Source organism: Brachybacterium sp. NBEC-018 (assembly GCF_024860185.1).
GTDB classification, from domain to species: Bacteria; Actinomycetota; Actinomycetes; order Actinomycetales; family Dermabacteraceae; genus Brachybacterium; species Brachybacterium rhamnosum.
Window position 1 is genome coordinate 2044858 of sequence record NZ_CP100650.1, and the last position, 22037, is coordinate 2066894.

The 22037-nt window shown below is 75.5% G+C and carries 19 protein-coding genes; 10 read left to right on the plus strand and 9 right to left on the minus strand.

Annotation, left to right across the window (positions count from 1 at the left end):
• Window positions 1-6: 6 nt before the first annotated feature.
• From NLU66_RS09245 to NLU66_RS09255, 3 genes are read left to right on the plus strand one after another with little or no spacing between them, the layout of a single operon-like run.
• Window positions 7-2106: a glycosyltransferase gene (locus tag NLU66_RS09245; RefSeq protein ID WP_323374410.1), complete on the plus strand. Its 2100-nt coding sequence runs from the start codon at window positions 7-9 to the stop codon at window positions 2104-2106.
• Window positions 2103-3035, plus strand: coding sequence for an ABC transporter permease (locus tag NLU66_RS09250; RefSeq protein ID WP_259359430.1), 933 nt, complete (start codon window positions 2103-2105; stop codon window positions 3033-3035). The genes NLU66_RS09245 and NLU66_RS09250 overlap by 4 nt, the downstream gene beginning before the upstream one ends.
• A gap of 13 nt (window positions 3036-3048) precedes the next feature.
• On the plus strand, window positions 3049-3819 hold the full coding sequence (locus NLU66_RS09255) for an ABC transporter ATP-binding protein (protein ID WP_137770365.1): 771 nt from the start codon (window positions 3049-3051) through the stop codon (window positions 3817-3819).
• An 81-nt stretch (window positions 3820-3900) separates the two neighbouring features.
• Here the strand turns inward: NLU66_RS09255 and NLU66_RS09260 are convergent, their stop codons facing one another.
• Window positions 3901-4572, minus strand: a complete 672-nt coding sequence (locus NLU66_RS09260) for a TIGR03089 family protein (protein WP_259359431.1) — start codon at window positions 4570-4572, stop codon at window positions 3901-3903.
• The gene (locus NLU66_RS09265; protein ID WP_259359432.1) at window positions 4569-5639 is read right to left on the minus strand and encodes a coenzyme F420-0:L-glutamate ligase; all 1071 of its coding nucleotides are present in this window, start codon (window positions 5637-5639) and stop codon (window positions 4569-4571) included. Before NLU66_RS09265 ends, NLU66_RS09260 begins: the two co-directional genes overlap by 4 nt.
• Before the next feature lie 181 nt (window positions 5640-5820).
• Between NLU66_RS09265 and NLU66_RS09270 the strand changes: the two genes are divergently transcribed.
• The 3 genes from NLU66_RS09270 to NLU66_RS09280 are packed head-to-tail and all read left to right on the plus strand — an operon-like array spanning window position 5821 to window position 11182.
• Window positions 5821-6114, plus strand: a complete 294-nt coding sequence (locus NLU66_RS09270) for a WhiB family transcriptional regulator (RefSeq protein ID WP_137770368.1) — start codon at window positions 5821-5823, stop codon at window positions 6112-6114.
• A gap of 12 nt (window positions 6115-6126) precedes the next feature.
• Window positions 6127-9468: a glycosyltransferase gene (locus tag NLU66_RS09275; RefSeq protein ID WP_259359433.1), complete on the plus strand. Its 3342-nt coding sequence runs from the start codon at window positions 6127-6129 to the stop codon at window positions 9466-9468.
• Window positions 9461-11182 (plus strand): DUF5719 family protein, encoded by a 1722-nt coding sequence (locus tag NLU66_RS09280; RefSeq protein WP_259359434.1) that lies wholly within the window; start codon window positions 9461-9463, stop codon window positions 11180-11182. Before NLU66_RS09275 ends, NLU66_RS09280 begins: the two co-directional genes overlap by 8 nt.
• A 43-nt stretch (window positions 11183-11225) precedes the next feature.
• Here the strand turns inward: NLU66_RS09280 and NLU66_RS09285 are convergent, their stop codons facing one another.
• Window positions 11226-11681 carry a metallopeptidase family protein gene (locus NLU66_RS09285; RefSeq protein ID WP_259359435.1) on the minus strand — a complete coding sequence of 152 codons (456 nt, stop codon included), beginning with the start codon at window positions 11679-11681 and terminating at the stop codon, window positions 11226-11228.
• 164 nt (window positions 11682-11845) lie between these two features.
• Between NLU66_RS09285 and NLU66_RS09290 the strand changes: the two genes are divergently transcribed.
• Together NLU66_RS09290 and NLU66_RS09295 are read left to right on the plus strand one after the other, a co-directional pair.
• Window positions 11846-12196, plus strand: a complete 351-nt coding sequence (locus tag NLU66_RS09290; protein ID WP_259359436.1) for a DUF3499 domain-containing protein — start codon at window positions 11846-11848, stop codon at window positions 12194-12196.
• Window positions 12189-13832, plus strand: coding sequence for a phosphomannomutase/phosphoglucomutase (locus tag NLU66_RS09295; protein WP_259359437.1), 1644 nt, complete (start codon window positions 12189-12191; stop codon window positions 13830-13832). The genes NLU66_RS09290 and NLU66_RS09295 overlap by 8 nt, the downstream gene beginning before the upstream one ends.
• Before the next feature lie 11 nt (window positions 13833-13843).
• Here NLU66_RS09295 and NLU66_RS09300 read toward each other — a convergent pair whose 3' ends face one another.
• The gene (locus tag NLU66_RS09300) at window positions 13844-14689 is read right to left on the minus strand and encodes an RDD family protein (RefSeq protein ID WP_259359438.1); all 846 of its coding nucleotides are present in this window, start codon (window positions 14687-14689) and stop codon (window positions 13844-13846) included.
• A gap of 117 nt (window positions 14690-14806) precedes the next feature.
• Between NLU66_RS09300 and NLU66_RS09305 the strand changes: the two genes are divergently transcribed.
• The gene (locus tag NLU66_RS09305; protein ID WP_259359439.1) at window positions 14807-15802 is read left to right on the plus strand and encodes a stage II sporulation protein M; all 996 of its coding nucleotides are present in this window, start codon (window positions 14807-14809) and stop codon (window positions 15800-15802) included.
• A gap of 18 nt (window positions 15803-15820) precedes the next feature.
• On the opposite strand, the gene NLU66_RS09310 is transcribed toward NLU66_RS09305, so the two are convergent.
• From NLU66_RS09310 to NLU66_RS09330, 5 genes are read right to left on the minus strand one after another with little or no spacing between them, the layout of a single operon-like run.
• Window positions 15821-17119 carry a DUF58 domain-containing protein gene (locus NLU66_RS09310; protein WP_259359440.1) on the minus strand — a complete coding sequence of 433 codons (1299 nt, stop codon included), beginning with the start codon at window positions 17117-17119 and terminating at the stop codon, window positions 15821-15823.
• The gene (locus tag NLU66_RS09315; protein WP_259359441.1) at window positions 17116-18117 is read right to left on the minus strand and encodes an AAA family ATPase; all 1002 of its coding nucleotides are present in this window, start codon (window positions 18115-18117) and stop codon (window positions 17116-17118) included. The genes NLU66_RS09310 and NLU66_RS09315 overlap by 4 nt, the downstream gene beginning before the upstream one ends.
• The gene (locus NLU66_RS09320) at window positions 18114-19295 is read right to left on the minus strand and encodes a DUF4350 domain-containing protein (protein WP_259359442.1); all 1182 of its coding nucleotides are present in this window, start codon (window positions 19293-19295) and stop codon (window positions 18114-18116) included. Before NLU66_RS09320 ends, NLU66_RS09315 begins: the two co-directional genes overlap by 4 nt.
• On the minus strand, window positions 19292-19927 hold the full coding sequence (locus tag NLU66_RS09325; RefSeq protein WP_259359443.1) for a DUF4129 domain-containing protein: 636 nt from the start codon (window positions 19925-19927) through the stop codon (window positions 19292-19294). The genes NLU66_RS09320 and NLU66_RS09325 overlap by 4 nt, the downstream gene beginning before the upstream one ends.
• The gene (locus NLU66_RS09330) at window positions 19924-21114 is read right to left on the minus strand and encodes a glycerophosphoryl diester phosphodiesterase membrane domain-containing protein (protein WP_259359444.1); all 1191 of its coding nucleotides are present in this window, start codon (window positions 21112-21114) and stop codon (window positions 19924-19926) included. Before NLU66_RS09330 ends, NLU66_RS09325 begins: the two co-directional genes overlap by 4 nt.
• Window positions 21115-21338: 224 nt before the next feature.
• On the opposite strand from NLU66_RS09330, the gene mtrA reads away from it, so the two are divergent.
• On the plus strand, window positions 21339-22034 hold the full coding sequence (mtrA, locus tag NLU66_RS09335; protein WP_137770377.1) for an MtrAB system response regulator MtrA: 696 nt from the start codon (window positions 21339-21341) through the stop codon (window positions 22032-22034).
• Window positions 22035-22037 lie beyond the last annotated feature (3 nt).

Here is a 22037-nt window from a genome sequence, read left to right on the forward strand (position 1 = left end):
CCGATCGTGAGCACGACCCGTCCCCAGAGCACCGAGTTCGCCGAGTCCACCGAGTCCGCTGAGAGCGCGCCGCAGCGGATCCTGCAGCGGCTCATCATGCCGCTCGCGCCGACGCCCGACGTGATCCCGCTGTACATCGAGTCGCAGGCCGCCCGCTCGGGCGCCCAGACCGGCTCCTTCGGGCTGGGCAGCGCCACCGCGGAGAGCGCGGAGCCCGCCGCGGGAGCCACCGGCGCCGCCGGGGCGTCCCAGCTCGACCTCGAGGAGCTCAGCGCCCGCCACGGCGTCGAGGTGCCGCCGCAGTCGCTGCGCTCCTTCGGCACCTACTTCAACGCCTTCCCGGCGAGCTACTGGCGCCGCTGGACCCCGGTGCGCGAGGTGACGCTCACGATCGCGACCAGCGGGCGCGGGCAGATCATCGTCTACCGCTCGAACGCGCGCGGTGCGATCCAGCGCCACGACATGGCGATCGTGTCCCGCCCCGGCGAGACCCGCTTCGACCTGCCGCTGACGGCCTTCGGCGACGGCGGCTGGTACTGGTTCGACGTCATCTCCGGGCCGGACCCGCTGACGATCCACGGCGCGCAGTGGACGGCCGACGCCTCCGCCGCCCGCACCGAGGGCACCTTCTCGATCGCCATGACGACGATGAACAAGGTCTCCTACTGCCTCGACAACATCGAGCTGATCAGCAAGGACGCCGACCTCCGCGAGAAGCTCGACGTCATGTACGTCGTGGACCAGGGCACCGACCGCCTGAACGACCACGACGAGATCGAGCCCCTGCAGGCCGCCATGGGCGAGCAGCTGCAGATCATCGAGCAGGGCAACATCGGCGGCTCCGGCGGCTTCTCGCGCGGCATGTACGAGGCGTCGACCAACGGCTCCTCGACGTACGTCATCAACTGCGACGACGACATCGACATCGAGCCCGAGTCGCTCCTGCGCATGCTCACCTTCGCGGACTTCGCGCGCACCCCGATGCTCGTGGGCGCGCACATGTTCGACCTCAACAACCGCTCGGTGCTGCATGCCTTCGGCGAGAGCGTGGACCCGTGGGCGATCCAGCCCAAGGTGACGATCCCCGAGGGGCGCCTGGGCCACGACTTCGCGGTCGAGCCGCTGCGCTCCACCCCGTGGCTGCACCGCCGCGCCGACGTCGACTACAACGGCTGGTGGACCTGCCTCATCCCCACCGAGACCGTCCGGGCGATCGGCCTGAGCCTGCCCGTCTTCATCAAGTGGGACGACGCCGAGTACGGCCTCCGTGCGAAGAAGGCCGGCTACCCGACCGTCTCGATGCCCGGCGCGGCCGTCTGGCACATCACGTGGACGGACAAGAACGACGCGCTGGACTGGCAGATCTACTTCCACGAGCGCAACCGCATCATCACGGCGCTGCTGCACTCGGTCTACGAGCGCGGCGGCAAGGTGCTCACCGAGTCCCAGGGCATCGACGTCAAGCACCTCATGTCCATGCAGTACTACACCGAGGCAGCGCGCCTGATCGCCCAGGAGGACGTGCTGCGCGGACCGGGCGTGCTGCACGACGAGATCGGGACCAAGCTGCCCGAGCTGCGGGCGATGGCGCAGACCTTCGACGACTCCGTCACCAAGGCGGACGCCGACCAGTTCCCCGAGGTGCGGATGCACAAGCCTCCGCGCAAGGGTCGCGCCTTCTCCGCCCCGCGCCGCGCGCTGCTCCCGCTGTGGACCGCGAAGGCGATGGCGCGCCAGCTGATCTCGGCGCCGCCGGAGGGTGCGACCCAGCATCCGCAGGCCGCGATCGCCCACCAGGACGCGAAGTGGTGGACGCTGAGCCACTACGACAGCGCCGTGGTCTCCAACGCGGAGGGCACGAAGCTCGCCTGGTACCGCCGCCGCCCGGAGCAGGTCCGCTCGATGCTCGTCCGCACGGCGCGCACCCACCTGGACCTGTACCGCCAGTGGAACCGGCTCCGCGACGAGTACCGCGCGGCCGCCGAGGAGATCACCTCCTTCACCGCCTGGGAGCGCACCTTCAGCGCGAACCCGGCCCCGGTGCGCCCGGGCATCGACGACGTCGACACCGCCGCGCCGTCCACCCCGGAGGGGGCCTCCGCGTGACGGCGACCGCCCCGGCGCGTCGCACCCCCTCGGCCGCGGAGCGCGCCGAGGGGTGGAAGGCCCCCGGCCAGGACGCCGGCTGGCTGAACCCGCTCAAGGAGCGGTTCCTGCTGCGCCTGCTGGTGAAGAAGGAGCTGCGGGTCCGCTATCGCGGCAGCGTGCTCGGCATGGTGTGGAGCTACGTCAAGCCCGCCGTGCAGTTCCTCGTGTTCTACATCGCGATGGGCGTGTTCCTCGAGCTGAACAAGGGCACCCCGGCGTACGCCGTGTACCTCTTCAGCGGGATCGTCGTGGTGAACCTGTTCGGTGAGGTCTTCGGCAACGCGACCCGCTCGATCACGGGCAACGGGGCGCTCGTCGCGAAGATCTACATCCCCAGCCAGCTGTTCCCGTGGGCGAGCATGATGGTCGCCCTCGTGCACTTCCTGCCGCAGCTGCTCGTGCTCGTGGTGGGCGCCGTGCTCAACGGCTGGCTGCCGTCGCCCACGGCGGCGGTGGCCTTCCTGCTGGGGATGCTGATCCTGCTCGTGTTCACGATGGGGCTGGGCATGCTCACCGCGGCGCTGAACGCGGCGTTCCGTGACGTGGAGAACTTCGTGGACCTCATCGTCATGGTCGCGACCTGGCTGTCGCCGGTGCTGTACCGGATCGACATGGTGCAGAAGTCGCTCGACGGCACGATCCTGTGGTGGATCTACCAGCTGAACCCCCTGACGATCGTGGTGCAGCTGTTCCACATCGCCTTCTGGCGGTACTCGAAGCCGGTCGTCGACGAGCTCGCCACCGACCACCCGTTCGCCTACACCCTCGCCCAGCCGGGGGAGCCGTACGGCCTCTGGTGGGCGGGCCTGCTCATCGCCGTCGCAGTCTTCGTGATCGGCACGATCGTCTTCGAGCGCTCGAAGCGCCGCTTCGCGCAGGAACTGTGAGAGGAGGGCACCGATGACCCCGAACATCGCGGACGTCCCCACCTCCGCCGCGGTCCCCACGGATCGCGAGATGGTGCGCGTGGAGCATGTCTCCAAGCGCTTCTCCCTCCGCCACGATCGCTCCCTCAAGGAGCTCGTCTTCTCGGCCCTGCAGCGCAAGAAGCTCGCGGACACCTTCATGGCGCTCGACGACGTGGACCTCACGGTGCACGCCGGCGAGACGGTGGGCCTGATCGGGTTCAACGGCTCGGGCAAGTCCACCCTCCTGAAGACGATCTCCGGGGTGCTCTTCCCGGACGCCGGCCGGGTGATGCTGCGCGGGCGCGTGGCGGGCCTGATCGAGGTCGGCGCGGGTTTCCACCCGGACCTCTCGGGTCGCGAGAACGTCTTCCTCAACGGCGCGATCCTCGGCATGAGCCGCGAGCAGCTCGAGGAGCGCTTCGACGACATCGTCGCGTTCAGCGAGATCGAGGAGTTCATCGACACCGAGGTGAAGTACTACAGCTCGGGCATGTTCCTGCGGCTCGCGTTCTCCGTCGCGGTGCACACGGACCCGGACATCTTCCTCGTGGACGAGATCCTCTCCGTGGGCGACGAGCCGTTCCAGAAGAAGTGCCTCGAGCGGATCCGTGAGCTGCAGGCCGCGGGCCGCACGATGGTCGTCGTCTCCCACGAGCTCGAGATGCTGCAGAAGCTCTGCACGCGGATCGTGGTGCTCCGCAAGGGGAAGATCATCTTCGACGGCGATCCCACCGAGGCCGTCGCGGTGCTCCGCGCGAGCTGAGCGCTCCGCTCCCCGTGCGGGAGCGCAGGAGCGGATCGGGCCGGGCCCGTCCGGGGATCTCCCCGGGCGGGCCCGGCTCCGTCATGCGCGGCCCGTGACCGCCTCGTCGGCCATGGCCCGCTCGTCGAGGTCCTCGGCGGGGCCGACGATCCCGCCCCCGGCGAGCCATGCCCCGAGGGCGGCCCCGACCTGGCCGAGGCCGTCACCGGGGACGAGCAGCCGCGGGACTCCCTCGTGATCGCCCCCGGGCTGCGGGCCGGACCAGGCGGGCAGGGCGGCGGCGAGGCGGTCGGGGTGCGCGCGCACCTCCTGCGCCCAGTCGTGCACGAGCGGCGGCAGCTCGCCCGCGAAGCGCGGGGCGAGGGAGACGGCGGCGAGGGCGAGCACCTCCTCGGCGTCGTCGGCGAGGTCCGAGCCGGGACGGTCGGTGGCGAGCACGCGGATTCCGTCATCGGGCACGTCGTCGGCCCCCGTCGGGAGGATCTCGACCCGGGCGCCGAGCGACCAGCCGGCGAGGGCGAGCACGAGCCGCTTCCAGTGGGGCGGGAGGTCGAGCACGAGCAGGTCACCGCTCTGCAGGGCGACCTCCGCGTCGAGGTGGCCGATCGCCTTGGTCACCCAGTTCGCGAGGACGTGGCCGGACAGCTCGATGCGCCCGCCCTCCTCGTGCCAGGCGAGAGCGGGGCGGGGGCCGAGGGACTCGAGGGCGGCGAGCAGCTCGGTGCCGCGGCGCAGGGACGGGGCGGTGGTCATGCGGTCTCCTCGTGGATTCTCACGTGCAGAGGGGGGAGCGGGACGGCGATCTCCTCGGCGGCCAGCGCCGTCCGCACCCGCTCGCCGAGGGTGGCGGCGTCGAGGAGTCCCGCGGTCCCGGGGGAGGTGGGGCGCACGTCGATGCGGTCGGGGGCCGTGCGCTCGGCGCGGGCGGCGAGCGGGGCGGCTCCGCGGCGGGGGAGGGCGGCGACGGCGAGGGCGCGGTCGATGCGCTCGTCGTCGGGCTCGGGGGACATGCGGGCCACGGGCTCGTCCTCGAGGGCGAGGCCGAGGGACTGCCAGACGGATTCGAGGCTCGGCCGGCGGAACCAGTCGTCGCCGCCGGTGCGGGCGAGGCGGGCGGCGGGCACCTCGTCGCGGGGGTCCGCGACGACGGCACCGGCGACCCCGCGCACGATCGCGACGGGCACGCGGCTCGCCTTGCCCTTGACGAGGTCCGCGGCGGCGGCGAGCTCGTCGGCCAGGTCGCGGACGGTGACGTGGAGCGTGCGACCGGTGTCGTCGGCCTCCCCGCGGAGGTCCTGGAGGGAGGCGACGCCCGCGGCGCCGAGGGCGACGTCCCCCACGCCCACCCGCCAGACCCGCGAGGAGGTGTCGGTCAGCAGCACGCCGAGCTCGACGCCGAGGGCGGCGACGAGTCCCTCCCGCAGCGCGCGGGCGCAGGCGTCGGGATCCTCGGGCAGCAGCAGCGGCCCCCCGGGGGCGTTCGAGCCGTCCACCCCGGCGGCCGCCATGACCGGACCGGAGGGGATCTCGACGATCGAGGTGACGCGCAGGGTGTGCAGGCGCCGGGCGACGGTGCGCACGGCGGCCCGCTCGATCGCGGCGTCGCGGTCGGCGGGCTCGACGGTGAGGCCGAGGGACTTGGAGACGATCTTCGTGGACACGCAGACGACGTCGCCGTCGCGGAGCCCGGCCGTGCGCAGGGCGGGGGCGAGCAGGGCGACGAGGTCGTCGCCGGCCGTGACCTCGGGCAGGTGGGGGACGGGGACGATCTCGACGTGGCCGGGCTCGACGGGGCGGGTCGTGGGGCGGGGCTGGGTCATCGGCGGGGTCTCCGATCGGGGCCGGCGGGTGGCCGACGGACGGTGGGCACGAGGTGCTCGCCAGCGGGGTGACGGCGACCTCGGCGGGCGCCGCCCGCTTGACGGGGGAGAGTTACACGGGTGTATTTTAGGGGCGGACCAGGCCACTGGGGTGACCCTCGAGAGGAAGGAGCGGCCGGTGATGGACGACCAGGTCGAACCCGACGGGCGTGTCGAGCTGACCCTGCTGGATCATGCGCCGACCGAGGCCGAGGAGGAGCTGACGTGGCACGAGCGCGCCCTGTGCGCGCAGACGGATCCCGAGGCCTTCTTCCCGGAGAAGGGCGGATCCACCCGCGAGGCGAAGAAGGTGTGCGTCTCGTGCGAGGTGCGCTCCGAGTGCCTCGAGTACGCGCTGGAGAACGACGAGCGCTTCGGCATCTGGGGCGGACTGTCCGAGCGTGAGCGGCGCAAGCTCAAGCGCCGGGCGGTCTGACATCCTGTCCAGGTGACCTCGCGCCGCATCACCGCCGTCGTCCTGCTGTCCGGGACGTCGTCCGTCGACTCCTCCCGCGCCGCCGTGCAGGCCGTGCGCGATCAGACGACCCCCGCCGATCTCCTCGTGGCGGTCGCGCCCGCCGCGCTGGACCCCGAGGTGCTCACCGCCCTCGAGGGTGCCGCCGGCGCCGACCACCTGCTCACCACCTCCGCCGGGGTGGGACGCGCGGGGGCCCTGCGCGAGGCGCTCGACCTCCTCGACACGCTCACCCCCACGGGCCCCGATGTCGCCGAGGGCGGCGCCGGGGACGCCGACGGCGCCCACCCGTCCGAGGAGCAGGACGCCGACGGCCGGGGCGCCCCGTCGGCCGGCCGCCGGGCGGCCGACGTCGACGTCGACGAGCTCGAGCGACGGCGCACCCAGGAGGCGGAGGATCTCGCCCGCGTCCCCGAGCGGCTCCGCCGACGCCGACGACGCGGCGGGCGCCGTGCCGCCGCCGCCGGTCGCGACGACTGGCTGTGGATCGTCGAGGACGGCTCGGTCCCCTCCGCCGACGCGCTCGAGCAGCAGCTCGCGCTGCTCACCCGCTCCCCGTCCACCGCGGTCGTGGGCACCAAGCGCGTGCGCCACGAGGACACCCCCGGGGAGGGCCGCTTCGCCCGTGCGGCGACCCTCGTGGACGTCGGCCTCAGCCTCTCCCGCACCGGCCGCATCGTCACGGGCGTCGACCCGGGCGAGATCGACCAGGGGCAGTCGGACTGGCGCCACGACGTCCTCGCGGTCGCCCTCTCCGGCATGCTCGTGCGCGAGCGGACCCTGCGCGAGCTCGGCGGACTCGACCCCGTGCTGCCCGCCCCCTGGGCGGAGATCGACCTGTGCCAGCGGGTCTGGCGCGCGGGGGAGCGGGTCGTCGTCCAGCCCGCCGCCCGGACGGAGGTCCCTGCGCCGAGCGCACCCTTCCTCGAGCGCCTCCAGGAGCAGCGGACGGGCCGGATCCTCGTCCAGCTCAAGCACCGCCCGCTCCCGGCGGCCGTGCTGCTGCTCGTGCTCCTGCCGCTGATCACGCTGCTGCGGATGGCGGGGGACGTCGCCGCCGTCCAGCCGCGCCGGCTCCCGGTGGAGCTGCGGGCCTGGGCATCGGCGATGCGCCGCGCGCCCGGGGTCCTGCGTCGCGGGATGCGGGCCCGGCGCCGGGCCCGTGTGCCCCGCGGTCGTCTCGCCCCGCTCTACCTGCCGCTCGGCGAGAGCCTGCGCCGCACGGCCGCCGACGTCTGGAACCGGCTCTTCGCGGACGACGACCGCACCCGCCGCATCCGCCGCACCACCTGGGGGATCGCCGGCACGCGCCACGGCATCGACGATGCGGACTACGGCCGGCACGTCGTCTGGACCGCCGTCGTGGCGCTCTCCTCCGTGGTGCTCGGTCTCGTCTCGCTGCGGGCGCTGTTCGGTCGCGGCGAGCTCCGCGGGCCCGGCCTGCTGGCGCTCCCCGCGGACTGGCGCGCGACGTGGGAGGCGGCCTGGTCCAGCTGGATCCCCGGCGGTCTCGGCACCCGCGGTCCCGCCGATCCGCTCGTCCGGCTGCTCGGCCACCTCCCCGTGGACGGCGACCTGCTCGTCGAGGCGATCGTCTTCGCCTCCGTGCCCGTCGCCGCGCTCGCGGCCTGGTGGGCCGCCGGGGCGATCACCCGGGCGATCGGTGCCCGGCTCGCCCTGACCGTCGCCTGGGCGCTCGCCCCGGTCCTGCTCACGGGGCTGGTCGCGGGCGCCTGGCCGCTGCTGCTCGTGCACGCCCTGCTCCCGCTGCTCGCCCTCCCCGTGGGACGGGCGATCGGGCTGCCCCACAAGATCTCGCAGGCGAGCGTCTCCGCGGCGGCGGCCGCGGGCCTGCTGCTGCTCGTCATCGGTGCGGTCCAGCCGGTGCTGGTCCTCGTCGCGGCGCTCGGGCTCGCCCTGCTGGCGCCCGCGGTGCGCGGTCGCCGCTGGCGGCTGCTGTGGGTGCTCGTGCCGTCCCTCGCCCTGCACCTGCCCTACCTGGGCGTGTACGTGGATGCGCCGCGCACGCTGCTCGCCGTGGGCGGCATGCCCGCGACCGGCCCGGGACTGCCGGACGTCGACGCCGTGCGCAGCGCCCTCGCGCCGCTCGCCGGCCTCACGGGGCCTGCGGCGGCGGCCTTCCTCCCGCTGCTGCCCCTGCTGCCGCTCGTGCCCGTGGTGCTCGGCGCGCTCGTCGCCCCGTTCCTCGCGGGGCCCGCGGGCCGCGCCGGCCGGTTCTCCCTGCTGCTGGCCGCCGCGGTGCTCGCGGCGGGCCAGATCGCCCGCTCCGTCGCGGTCGCCGTGGACGGCGACCGGGTCGTGACGGCGGAGCTCCTGCCGCTGCTCTCGGTGCTCCTGCTCGCGCTGTCCGTGGGCGCGGCCGCCTCCTTCGACGCCCTCGCACGCCGTGACGCGACGGTCTCCGGGGCGCGCCGCACGCTCACCACCGTGCTCGCCGCGGGCGTCGCCGCCGTCTGCCTCGTCACCGTCGCCGGCTGGACGGTGCTGCTGCCGGGCCTGCTCGAGGTCGAGCGCACGGAGGCCGCCGAGGTGCCCGCCGCCGCCGCGGACCAGGGCCTCACCGACGCCCGCACCCGGGTGCTGACCCTCTCGCAGGACGAGGACGGCGCCGTGAGCGCCGGTCTGGTCGTGCACGGCGGGGACAGCGCGCTGCAGCGGGCGGGCGTCGCGGACGCGCGCGACATCGCGACCGTGGCCGCCGGGGAGCAGCTCGGCGCGGATCCCGGCTCGACCGCTCTGCGGACCTGGGTCTCCGGCCTGGTCTCGGGGGAGGCCGGCGCGACCGACGAGTCCGCCGCCTCCCCGGCCGTGTCCTACGTGCTGGTCCCCGGGGACCCCGCCGCGCAGACGGATCTCGTCGCCGCCCTCGACTCCTCTCCCGCTCTCGAGAAGGTGACCGTCTCCGCGACCGGCGGGCTCTGGCGCGTGGTCGACGCCCCGGCCCGCGCCGTCGTGCGCTCCGCGGACGACGCGACCCCCCTCGCGAGCACCGTCGTCGACGCGCGGGGCACGGTCGCCGCCGCCCCCGCCGAGCGCACGGTCGTCCTCGCCGAGCGCTACGACACCGGCTGGACGGCGACCCTCGACGGGGAGCGCCTCGAGCCGACCCTCGTCGACGGCTGGTCCCAGGGCTTCGTCCTCCCCGCGGGCGCCGAGGGCGACCTCGAGGTGGGACGCTCGACGCCCTGGCGGCCGCTGTGGCAGGGGCTGCTGTACGCCGGCACGGGCCTGACCGCCCTCATCGCGATCCCCTGGCGCGCCCGGACCCGCAGTGCGGAGGAGCTCCATGCCTGACAGCCGTGACCGCGACGAGCTCGCCGACGTCCTCCCCGAGGGCGGGGCGCCCCGCCCCGGGGAGGGCGCCGACGCCGCCGACGACGGCGGGGCCGGGACCCCGCGCACCGGGGCGGGGCAGGACGCCGCCGGCGGGACCCGCCGCCGCCCCCTGCTCGCGCTCGGCGCGCTGCTCCCGCTCGCGGCCGCCGCGGCCGCCGTCGTCGAGCTGCCCCCGCGCGTCGCCCCGGAGGCGGAGCGCGCCGCGACGACCGCCCGCCCCGGGCTGCTGACCCTCCTGGTCCCCGGACCGGTGCAGGTGCCCGACGAGGTGCTCGACACCGCGACCGACGCCGACCTCGCCGTCACGCCGCCCTCGACGGCCGTCGCCGTGGGCGCGATCGCCCTCGAGACGGACTCGTCCCTGCTGTTCGGCCGGGTGAGCGGCTCCGAGACCCGGCGCGACGAGCAGGGGGAGGCGAGCGCCCCCGCGCTCACGCTCGAGGACACCGAGGACTCTGAGGGTGACGCCCTGGACGCCACGGTGACCGCCGGGGCGATCGGCAACACCGTGCTCGGCGCCTCCGCGGTCGAGGGGACCGCCCGGCTCGGCGCGGCGACCGCCGAGGACGACCGACCCGTGGCCGACGCCGTCCAGTCGACCCTCACCCCGAGCGGCGACTACCGCTCGCTCGCGCTCACCCGCGCGCTCCCGCCGAGCACCGAGGGGATCTTCCTCGGCCTCACGACGACCGCCGGCTCGAGCGCGCAGCTCGTGCTCCGCAACCCCTCCTCGCGCCCCGCGACCGCCGCGCTCCAGGTCTGGACGCCGGACGGCCCCGCCGCCATGTCCGGGCGCAGCCAGGTGGTCGTCGCTCCCGGCGAGGAGCAGTCCGTGCTCCTCGAGTCGATCGTCCCGGACCAGGAGGCCCTCGCCCTCGAGGTCGCCGTGCAGGGCTCGCCCCTGGCCATGCACCTCCAGCTCTCCGAGCGCAGCGGCCTCACCCCGGGCGGCGTCGAGATCCTCACGCCGATCGCCGCGCCGGACCGCGATCTCGTCATCCCCGGCGTCGAGGTGGCGGGCACGGCCCCCACGCTCGTGCTCGCGAACCTCCGCGCCCAGGACACGACCGCGCAGGTCGAGGTGCTCGGACCCGACGGCGTGATCGACGAGGGCTCCCCGGGCGAGGTCCCGGTGACGGGGGAGTCCGTGACCACCCTCGCCCTGGAGTCCCTCCCCGACGGCGCCGTCACGGTGCGGGTGCGCGCGGACGCCGCGATCTGCGCCGCCGTCCGCTCCCCGATCGCGGGGGCGGATCTCGCCGGCAGCACCCTCGGCGCCCCCGTCGACCTCGCCGTGCTCGTGCCGGCGCCCTCGCTCACGAGCAGCGGGATCGTGGCGCTCCCGCCCGGCGGGGGCCACGGCTGGCTCACCCTCGCGGCGGAGGCGGACACCACCTGCACGCTCATCACGGTCGCGGCGGACGCCACCACCTCCGAGCCGATCGTGCGGGAGCTCGCCGCCGACACCTCGACCGTCGTCGCCGATCCGTCGCTGCGCGCGGGCGGGGCCCAGCCGGTGGCCGTGGTGGTCGTGCCGGACCAGCCCGGGGCGGTCCGCGCCGCCTGGATGCAGCGGGAGCAGGACGGCGCGGGCGGCGTGCTCCACTCCGCGGTGACCGTCGTGCCGAGCGCCGCGACCGGCGAGGGCACGAGCATCCGGGTCGAGGGCTGACCCTCCTCCTCCCGGGAGCAGGTCCCCGGACCTCGCCGGCCCCTCAGTCCTCCCAGGCCTCCGGGTCGACGTCCTCCGCGGCCATGCCCAGCAGCGAGCCGATCTGCTCGGAGACCACCTGGCGCACGAGCGCCTCGAGCTCCTCGTCCCCCGTGCAGCGGGTCGCGACGGGCCGACGGTAGAGCACGACCCGCGGCGGGTGCTCCCGGGTCGCGGGCAGCGCACGGCCCAGCACGACGGGGGCGTCCTCCCACGGCGCCGGGTCCTCCGGCGGGACCTCCTCGACCATGACCTGGAGGTGGGCGAGCCGGCGCGGGAAGCGCTCGGCGACCGTGGCGACGGAGTCCGCGACGAGGTCGTCGAAGCGCTCGCGGCGGCTGCGGTGGCCGGGCAGGTGCGCGGGGATCAGGTCCCGGCGGAAGCCCCGTCCGTGGCGGTCCCGCCGCCGGGGCGCGGAGCGCGGATCGGGCACGGCGCGTGCGGCGAGGTCCCTGTCCATGGGCGGCACTCTAGCCCTCCCTCCTGCGCGCTCCGGCCCCGGGCGGGGTGCCGCACGACACCCCGGACCGGGCGGGCGATTCGGCCTGCGACCCCGCGCGCCTGCGTAGAATCCGGGGCGTGCCTGCACGTGAATGCTCCCGGACCGCCTGCTCGCGACCAGCGGTGAGCACGCTCACCTTCGTCTACGCGGATTCCACGGCGGTGCTGGGCCCGCTCTCGCGGCACAGCGAGCCGCACACCTACGACCTCTGCGCCGAGCACGCCTCCCGCACCACCGCCCCGCGCGGCTGGGAGCTGCTGCGCGTCGAGGGCGGCCACGAGGTGCCCGACGAGCTCGTCGCCCTCGCCGACGCCCTCCGCCCCGCGCGCGAGGTCCCGGGCGTCCCCGGTCCCGCGGACCGCACCGATCCCGCCGCCCGCCCCGACCGCGCCGGTCGGGCAGGGCGCGTCGCCGACCGCCCCGCCGCCGAGGCCGGGCGCCATCTCCATGTCGTGAGGAGCACCGATGACTGAGCAGCAGGCCGTGGACCTCAGCGGCATCGTCAAGAAGTACGACGTCCGCGGGGTGGCCGGGACCGAGCTCACCGAGGAGATCGCGCGCGCCCTCGGGGCGGCCTTCGCGGACCTCCTCGACGCGGCGCCGATCATCGTCGCCCACGACATGCGCGTCTCCTCGCCGGCCCTCGCCGCCGCCGTCGCCGAGGGCGCCGCGCGCCGCGGATCGACGGTCGCGGAGGCCGGGCTGTCCTCGACGGACCAGCTGTACTGCGCCTCCGGCCAGCACGACGCCGCGGGCGTCATGGTCACCGCGAGCCACAACCCCGCCCCGGACAACGGGCTCAAGCTCACCCGGGCCGGGGCGCGCGCGATCAGCCGCGAGACCGGTCTCGAGGACGTGCGCCGCGGCGCCGAGGCCTACCTCGCCGCAGGCGTGATCCCCGAGCGGGAGGGCGGCCGCCGCGCGCCGCTCGACACGCTCGAGGACTACACGGCGCTGCTGCACCGCCTGGTCCCGCTCGGCGGCCGCCGGCGCCTGCGCGTGGTCGTCGACGCGGCGGACGCCATGGCCTCCCTCACCGTCCCGGCCGTGCTCGGGACGCTCGAGCACCTGGACGTCGTGCCGCTGCACTTCGGTCTCGACGGCACCTTCCCCCACCATCCCGCGAACCCGCTGGACCCCGCGAACCTCGTGGACCTCCGCGACGCCGTCCTCGCCGCGGGCGCGGATCTGGGCCTCGCCTTCGACGGCGACGCCGACCGCTGCGTCGTCCTCGACGAGCAGGGGCGCCCGGTGGACCCCTCCGCCGTCACCGCGCTCATCGCCGGCCGCGAGATCGCTCGCGCCCGCGCCGCGGGGGAGGAGCGGCCCGTGGTCGTCGCGAACCTCGTCTCCTCGCGCCACGTCGCCGAGGTGATCGCCGCCGCGGGCGGCGAGGCCGTGCGCTCGCCCGTCGGCCACTCGCTGATCAAGGCGATCATGGCGGAGCGGAGCGCCGTCTTCGGCGGGGAGCACTCGGCGCACTACTACTTCCGGGACTTCTTCTTCGCGGACTCGGGCCTGCTCGCCGCGCTGCACGTGCTCGCCGCGCTCGAGGAGTCCGACGGCCCGCTCTCCGCGCTCGTCGCGGAGCATCAGCCCTACGCCGCGAGCGGAGAGCTCAACACGACCGTCGCCGACCCCTCGGCGGCGCGCGAGCGCGTGCGTGCGGCGCTCGGCGCGCGTCCCGGGGTGGAGGCCGACGACCTCGACGGGCTCACCCTCACCCACTGGGGCGAGGACGTGCCCGCCGCGGAGCGCTGGTGGCTGTCCCTGCGCTCCTCGAACACCGAGCCGCTGCTGCGCCTGAACGTCGAGGCCGAGGAGGCCACCCTGATGGAGTCCGTCCGCGACGAGGTCCTCGCGATCATCACCGATGCCGATGCCGGTGATGCTGCAGGTGCCGGGGCGGGCAGCTCGCTGCCCGCCGGGGCGAGCGGTGTCGACGTGCCCTCCTGGGTGCGTGCCGTGCTCCGGTGCCCGGACTGCGGCGGCTCGCTGCAGGACGCGACCGCGGGGCTGCGCTGCGAGGCCTGCGGCCGCGTGCACGCGGTCGAGGGCGGGATCCCCGTCCTCATCGCCGGTCGCGCCGAGGCCCCTGACGGCGCCTGACCCCCGAGTCGTCAGCGGCTGAAGGGCAGGGCCCGCAGCTCCGCGGTGAGCTCGCGCCGGCGCGCGTCCGAGCGGCGCCTCCGGGCCTCGTCCCGGGAGGCGCGCTCGGCGACGACCGCGGCGAGGAACGCCTCCTGGTCCGTCCCGGGGGGCGGCGCCGGCGCGACGTGCGGCAGCGTCCGCTGGACGAGGTCCCGCGCCAGGGCGCGCCGGGACTCCGGATGGATCCGCTCCGCCCGCGGGAGGAAGGAGCGGATCTCCTGGACGAGCGGCGCGGGCAGGCGCCCGAGGTCCGCCGCGCGCGCCCACGGCTCGAGCGCCGCCGGCAGGGGCAGCGGCTCCGGGCTCCGGTGGCGCATGCGCTCCTGGAGGACGAGGGTGCCGGCCATCATGTCCCCGAGCCGGCGGGAGCGACGATCGATGACCGAGCAGGTCAGGGCCAGGGCGCCTGCCGTCGCCCAGATCTCGAGCATCGCGCACACCGCGCGCAGGAGGCTCTGGCGCACGTGCAGCGGGCCGCCGTCGTCCCGCACCACCCGGGTGCCCACCACGAGCCGCCCCAGGGAGCGGCCGCGCCCCAGCGTCTCGCACAGCAGCGGATAGCCCACGTAGGCGCTCACCGCGGTGGCCAGCAGGGCGGCGGTCGCGAGTCCCGCGTCCACGGACAGCGCCGTGGCCGCCCAGGCCATGGCGACCGACCCGCCGATGAGCAGCAGCAGCTGGACGGCGCCGTCGATCGCGCCCGAGAGCATCCGCACGGCGAAGGAGGCGGGCCGCAGGTCCAGCAGCACCGCCTCACCCGTGATGAGCGCATCGCGCGTGCTCGCCGCCGCCGGGGCGGCCCCCGAGGTGACCATGCGCCCCATCCTGGCAGGCGGGGCGGCGCCGGGCACGCATCGAGCGTCGGCCTCCGGCCGGGGCGCATGCGACTTTCGTCGGCCTCGGCGGCGCCGGCGCGGTCCTAGTCTGGGCCGGTGGACATCGACGCCGTCATCGCCGTGCACCGCCCGCAGTGGGAGCGGCTGCGCGAGCTGACCTCCCTCCGCCGCCTCGACGCGGAGGAGATCGACGAGCTCGTCGCGCTCTACCAGGAGACCGCGACCCACCTCTCGGTGGTGCGCTCGACGACGCCGGACCCGTCCCTCACCGCGGAGCTCTCGCTGCTGCTGCACCGGGCCCGGCTGCGGATCACCGGCGTGCGGATCGGCACCTGGGCGCAGCTGCGCGGCTTCCTGCTCGTGGACCTCCCGGCCGCCCTGTACTCCTCCCGGCGCGCCGCGGCGCTCGCGACGGGGATCTTCCTCCTCGCCACCGTAGCCACCGGGCTGTGGTTCGGCCTCGACGCCTCGGCCCGGGACCTCGTGCTCCCGCAGGAGGCGCAGGAGGAGCTCGTCGAGCACGACTTCGTCGCGTACTACTTCCAGGGTCAGGCCTCGGGCTTCGCCGCCCAGGTGTGGACCAACAACGCGTGGATCACCGTGCAGGCCGTCGTGCTCGGGGTGACCGGGGTGTGGCCGGTGCTCATGCTCCTCCAGAACGGGCTGAACGTCGGCCTCTCCGCCGGGGTGATGGGGGCCTACGGCGGCCTGCCCACCTTCTTCGTCTACCTGCTCCCGCACGGGCTGCTCGAGATCACGGCGCTCATGGTCGGCGCGGGCGCCGGCCTGCGCACCTTCTGGGCGTGGGTGCGCCCGGGTGCGCTCCCGCGGGGCTGGGCGCTCGCACGCACCTCGCGGGCGCTCGTGACGGTCGCGATCGGGCTCGTGCCGGTGCTGCTGGTCTCGGGCCTCGTCGAGGGCTTCGTGACGCCGAGCGCGCTGCCCGCGCCGGTGCGCCTCGGGATCGGGGCGATCGTGTGGATCGCCTTCCTCGCCTACATGCTGGTGCTGGGACGTCGCGCCCACCGCGCCGGTGCCCGCGGCGACCTCTCCGAGGAGCTCGTGGGCGCCCGCGTCGCGGTCGCCGGCTGAGCAGCGACGCGCGGAGGCTCAGAGCCGGCCGGCGGCCTTGAGAGCGAGATAGGCGTCGGCGAGGGCCTGCGGCGCGCGCTCCGGCGGGGCATCCACGACGTGCACGCCCGTGCGCTCGAGGGCCCGCGCGGTGCCCGCCGCCCGGGCGCGGGCGGTCTCCGCGGAGGCCGCGGCGTACAGCGCGGGGACGTCCTCGCGGCCCGCGGCGAGCTCGTCGAGGGCGGGATCGGAGACGGAGCCGATCACCACCGGATGATCGGCGGCGAGCCGCGCCGCGACCGGGAGCAGGGCCCCGTGGACGGTCGTCGCGTCCACCGGGGTGAGCAGGACGACGAGGGAGCCGCGGCGGGTGCGCTCGCGGATCCGCGCCGCGGCGAGCTCCCAGTCGGTCTCCACGAGCGCGGGGTGCACGGGCGCGGTCGCGGAGACCATGTCGTGCAGGGCGGTGCCGCGACGCGAGCCGATCACCGAGAGGTGCTCCACGCGGTCCACGCACAGCAGGTCCACCCGGTCGCCGGCCTGGCCCGCGAGCGCGGTGAGCAGGAGGGCGGCGTCGAACGCCGCGTCCAGGCGGGTCCCCTCGCCGAGGCGCACGGCTCCGGTGCGCGAGGTGTCGACGACGACCAGCACGTGCCGGTCGCGCTCGGGGCGCCAGGTGCGCACCACGACGCTGCGCCGCCGGGCGGTGGCGCGCCAGTCGATCGAGCGCACGTCGTCGCCGTCCACGAAGTCCCGCAGGGAGTCGAACTCGGTGCCCTGCCCACGCTGGTGGACCGCGGCGAGCCCCTCGATCTCCCGCAGGCGCCGCACGCGCGAGGGCAGGTGACGACGGGCGCCGAAGGGGTGCAGGGCGAGCATCCGGCCCGGGGAGTCGATCCGTGCGCTGCGCCGCGCGAGGCCGAGCGGTCCGCGGGAGTCGATCACGAGCGCGCGCGAGGAGTGCTCGCCGCGGCGGGTGGGCGTGAAGCGCTGGGGGATCTCCCGGCGCTCGTGCGCCGGGACGTCGACCGCCGCGCGCGGGGAGTCGAGGCCGGCGGTCGGGTTCCAGGCGTCGCGCACCTGCAGGCGCGCGCGTCGCGGGCCGGGGTTCGTCAGCAGCAGGCGGCCCGTGCCGGTCCCGCCCAGCACCACCTGGGCGGGGGAGCGGCGCACCACCTGCAGCCGGCGGGGGGAGGGGGCCGCGAGCGCGTCGCCGAGGACCACGAGCAGCCACACCGCGGCGCACGCGAGCACGGTGCCCCAGGACGGCCACAGCACGAGCACGGGCAGGGCGAGCAGCCCTGCCGGTGCGGCGCGCAGGGTGGGCGAGATCCTCACCGCGGCACCGGGACCGAGGCGAGGGTCGCCGCGAGCACCGAGTCCACCTGGGTCCCCTCGAGCTCGGCCTCCGTGGTCAGACGCACCCGGTGCCCGAGGGTCGCGGGCGCCAGCGTCTTGACGTCGTCCGGGGTGATGAAGTCGCGCCCGGCGAGGTAGGCCCAGGCGCGCGAGGTGCGCAGCAGCGCGATCGCCCCGCGCGGCGACACCCCGAGCGCGAGGCTCGGCGAGCGGCGGGTCGCCCGGCAGACGTCGACGATGTACTGCACGACCGGCTCCTCCGCGGCGACCGTGGCGACGTCGGCCTGCGCCCGGTGCAGGGCCTCCGCGTCGACCACGGCCCGCAGGCCCGTGGCGGCGAGGTCGGTCGTGTCGAAGCCGTCCGCGTGGCGGCGCAGCACGTCGATCTCGTCCTCCCGCTCGGGCAGGGGCATGACGGCCTTGAGCAGGAAGCGGTCCAGCTGCGCCTCGGGCAGGGCGTACGTGCCGTCGAACTCGATCGGGTTCTGCGTCGCGACGACGAGGAACGGGTCCGGGAGCGGTCGCGGCACGCCGTCGACCGTCACCTGCCGCTCCTCCATCGCCTCGAGCAGCGCGGACTGCGTCTTCGGGGGCGTGCGGTTGATCTCGTCGGCCAGCAGGAGGTTCGTGAAGACCGGGCCCTCACGGAAGACGAGGTCGCTCGTGGCGTTGTCGTAGACGAGGGAGCCGGTGATGTCGCCCGGCATCATGTCCGGGGTGAACTGGACGCGCCGCATCCGCACGTCCAGCGCCGCGGCGAGGGAGCGCACGAGCAGGGTCTTGGCGACGCCGGGGACGCCCTCGAGCAGCACGTGGCCGCGGCACAGGAGCGCCACGACGAGGCTGGTCACGGCGGCGTCCTGGCCGACGACCCCCTTGTGGATCTCGGCGGCGAGGCCCTGCAGGGCGTCGCGGGCGGGGGAGGGCGCGGACGTCCGGTCGAGGGGAGGCTCGGGAGCGGGGGCGGGCGTGGTCATCGGTCGATCTCCTTCTCGAGGGCGTCGAGGTCATGGGCGAGGCGGAGCAGCTGCTGGTCGTCCGTCACCGGACGGTGCTCGAGCAGCGCCCGCAGGCGGTCGGGGGACAGGGAGGTGTGCGGGGCGAGCGCGGCGAGCAGCGCGTCGAGGGAGGTCTCGCGCCGCTGCCCGAGGCGGGCGGCGAGACGGCCGGCGGCGGCGGCGCGCAGCGCGGAGGCGGCGGCCGTCCGTTCCGACGCCCTCTCGAGCAGACGCGCCCGGCCGAGCACGAGCTCCTCGCCGCGCGCCGTGACGGGCAGGGGCTCGACGACGACCGGTCCCTGCCGTCGGCCGGCCGCGACCAGGGCGACGACGACCAGCGCCATCAGCCACAGCGCGACGGGGCCGGTCCAGCGCGGCAGGTGCGTGAGCAGGGACGGCGCGGTGAGGGCGAGAGGATCGGTCGCGGAGGGCACGTACCAGGTGAGCGTGTCCTCCACGCCGAGCAGGTTCAGGGCGAGCGCGGCGTCGTCGGCCCCGGTGATGCCCTCGTTGGTGAGGACGTCCGCCGCGCCGAGCACCGTGATCGACCCGTCGGAGACGAGGAGGGAGCCGCCGCCGGCGTCGAAGCAGCCCTCGGCGTCGCCGTGCACCGCATAGGTGCGGGCGGCGCCGAGCCGGCCCTGGTCGGCGAGCGCGCCGTCCTCGCCGCGCACGGCGAGGGCGCGGGCCCCGTGGGCGAGGCCCCCGCAGTCGCCCGCGGCCACGGTCGCCTCCCCGGCGATCGAGCCCGCGGGCTCCACGTCCTCCGTGAGCGCGGCGAGGGTGAGGGCGTCCGGTGCCACGAGGACCAGGTGCCCGGCGCCCGGCGCGTCGAGGGACGAGGCGAGCAGGTCGAGCTGGGCGGGGGAGAGGCCCTCGGCGTCCGCGAGGAGCACCGTGCCCCCGCCGCGCAGGTCCCGGGCGGCGTCGCTCGTGTGGCGGGCGGTGCCGACCGCGGTCCCGGTGTCCTCGAGGACGCGCACGACCGCCCGGCTGCCCTGGGGCGTGGGGGCGTCCGGCTCGAGCGCGCCGTCACGGTAGGAGCCGCGCAGCACGGTCACGGCGCCCGTCGCGATCAGCGCGATCGCGATCGCCGCCGTGAGGAGGACACGGGAGCGCGGGATCGCGCGCACGCCGGTGAGGGTCGGCGCCGTCACGGGGCGGTCACCGCGGGCGAGGGGATGGGGGCCCCGTCGAGGTCCGGCGCGGACTGCGCGACGTACTCGGCGAGCCGCAGCAGGTCCTCCCCGTCCTTGAGCTGCGCGCTGCGAGAGGAGTAGGCGGCGGTGTCGAAGGCGGCCGCCCCGCGCTCGAGGCGATGGCGGAGGTCGGGGAAGAAGCGCGCGGCGACCGCGGCGGCCTCGTGCGCGGTGAGGCCCTCGTCCGCCTCGAGCAGCGTGCGCTCGTCGAGGTCGCGGACGAGCGCGCGCAGGGCGAGCACCGTGGCGTCGTCGGCGCGGTGCTCGGTGAGGGCCTGGGCGGCGGCCTCCCGGAGCTCGGCCCCGGTGAGCGCGGACTCGGCGACGAGCGAGGAGGAGACGGCGAGGCCCGCGCTGCGGCGCAGCAGCCCCGTGCGCCGCAGGACGAGCACGACGACCGCGACGAGGACGAGCGCCGAGAGCACGGCGAGCGAGCCCTGGATCACGGAGCTCGCGCGGACGCCGTCCATGAGCGCGGTGAACCACAGCTCGAGGCGGTGCAGCACCCAGGCCACGAACCCCTCGGAGTCGGCGTACTCGCGCTTGGCGAGCTCCTCGTGCAGGCGCCGCCGCGCCTCCTCCGGGGTCACCGGTGCCCGCCGAGCTGGCCCGCGCCGCCGTGCTCGCCGAGTCCGGCGCGCTCACGGGCCGTGCGGGCGAGCTCGACGTCCCAGGCCTCGTCGCGCATCCGGACATCGGCGTAGAGCGCGGCGAAGGCCGCGGCGCCGAAGGGGGCCAGGAGCGCCTGGGCGACGAAGGAGCCGAGCATCGTGGCGATCGTGAGCAGCGTGATCCCGAGGACGATCGCCTCGAAGGAGCTCGCGAGCAGCACCGCGAGGTAGGCGATCGTGCCGATCGTCCCGAAGACGCCGGAGACGACCTGGATCGCGATCGTGAACAGCACGGTGACGAGCACGGAGACACCGAGCACGCGCCACTGGCGGCGGCCCGAGGTCAGATGCAGGGAGCGTCGCAGGGCGGCCACGGGCCCGAGCCCCTCCACGGCGAGGGCGGGCACCGAGAGCACGGTCCGCGCCCAGACGTACACCGTGGCGAGCAGGCCGATCACGAGGCCGACGATCAGCAGGGACACGGTCACGGCGTCCGCGCTCCCCGTGAGGATCAGCGGGAGCGCACCGAGCACCGCGGGGACGAGCATCGCGAGGACCAGGAGCACGTTCGTCAGCAGCGCGGTGAGCACGGCGGTCGGGGCGAGGCGCCGGGCCGCGGCCCACACGTCGACGGGGGCGTCCGGGGAGGGATCCGTCGCGGCGTCGATCGCGATCCGGCTGAGCGGGGCGAGCACCACGGCGGTCGCGACGAGCATGATGAGGGAGGTGGCCACCGAGCTCACCGCGGTGAGGACCACGTCCCCGACGGAGCCGAAGACGTCGGTGGAGCTGCCCGTGGCGGAGGTCGAGGACTCCTGCATGATCGCCCGGAGGTCGCCGACCATCGGCGCGAGCCCCACGCCGGTGAGCAGGCCGGTGAGGATCGTCGCGACGCCGAACACGGCCGCGGAGAGCACGAGCACGGGGCGCGCGCGGAGGCGGTAGATCCGGACGGCGGCGCCGAGGATCTCGCCCACGCCGAGCGGTCGCAGCGGGAAGAGGGGGAGGTGCAGGGCGAGCTCGCGGGCGGGCCCCGCGGGCCGGCCTCCCGGTCGCGGGGTCCCCGCGGGAACGGCGCCGAGAGGGTCCTGGCCGACGGGGGCGCCCTGTCCCTCCTGCGGTCCCTCTGCTCCTGTGGCCCCGGGGGCGGTCCAGCCGGTGCTCATGGGATGGTGCCTCCTCGGCAGCTGCTGCGGGTCGGTGTCGGGGTCGGTGTCGTGTCCGGGGCGACGCGGGTGCGGGCGGGCGTCGGCACGGCGACGGTCGTGCCGCTCCAACGTACGGCCTCGGCGCGCGCGGGCCCTCCGACGAACGTCGATCGGGCCCTGCCCCGAGGGTGAGGGCGCGCGACCTCCCCACCTGCACGGGGTGGGGGCGCGACGGTGGCACAATGACCCTCATGACGACGCCTTCACGGATCCTCGTTGTCGACGACGACCAGGCGATCGCCGAGATGGTCGGCATCGTGCTGCGCGGAAAGGGCTTCGAGGTCGCCACCTCGCCCGACGGCGCCTCGGCGCTGGAGACCTTCCCGCGGCTGAAGCCCGACCTGGTCCTGCTCGACCTCATGCTCCCGGGCATGGACGGCATCGAGGTGTGCCGCCGCCTGCGGCGCGAGTCCGGCGTGCCCATCATCATGCTCACCGCGCGCTCCGACACGGCCGACGTCGTCGAGGGGCTCGAGGCCGGGGCCGACGACTACCTCACCAAGCCCTTCGAGCCCGACGAGCTCGTCGCCCGCATCAAGGCGCGCGTGCGCCGCGCGGACGCGCCCACCACCGAGTCCCTCGCGATCGGCGACCTCGAGATCGACGTCGACGGCCACGAGGTGCGCCGCGCCGGCGAGGTCATCCCGCTGACCCCGCTCGAGTTCGACCTCCTCACGCAGCTCGCCCGGAAGCCCTGGCAGGTGTTCACCCGCGACGTGCTGCTGCGCGACGTCTGGGGCTACCGCCACAGCGCGGACACCCGCCTCGTCAACGTGCACGTGCAGCGCCTCCGCTCGAAGATCGAGCACGATCCCGAGAACCCGCGCATCGTCGTGACCGTGCGCGGCGTGGGCTACCGCGCGGGCGGCGCGGTCTGAGCG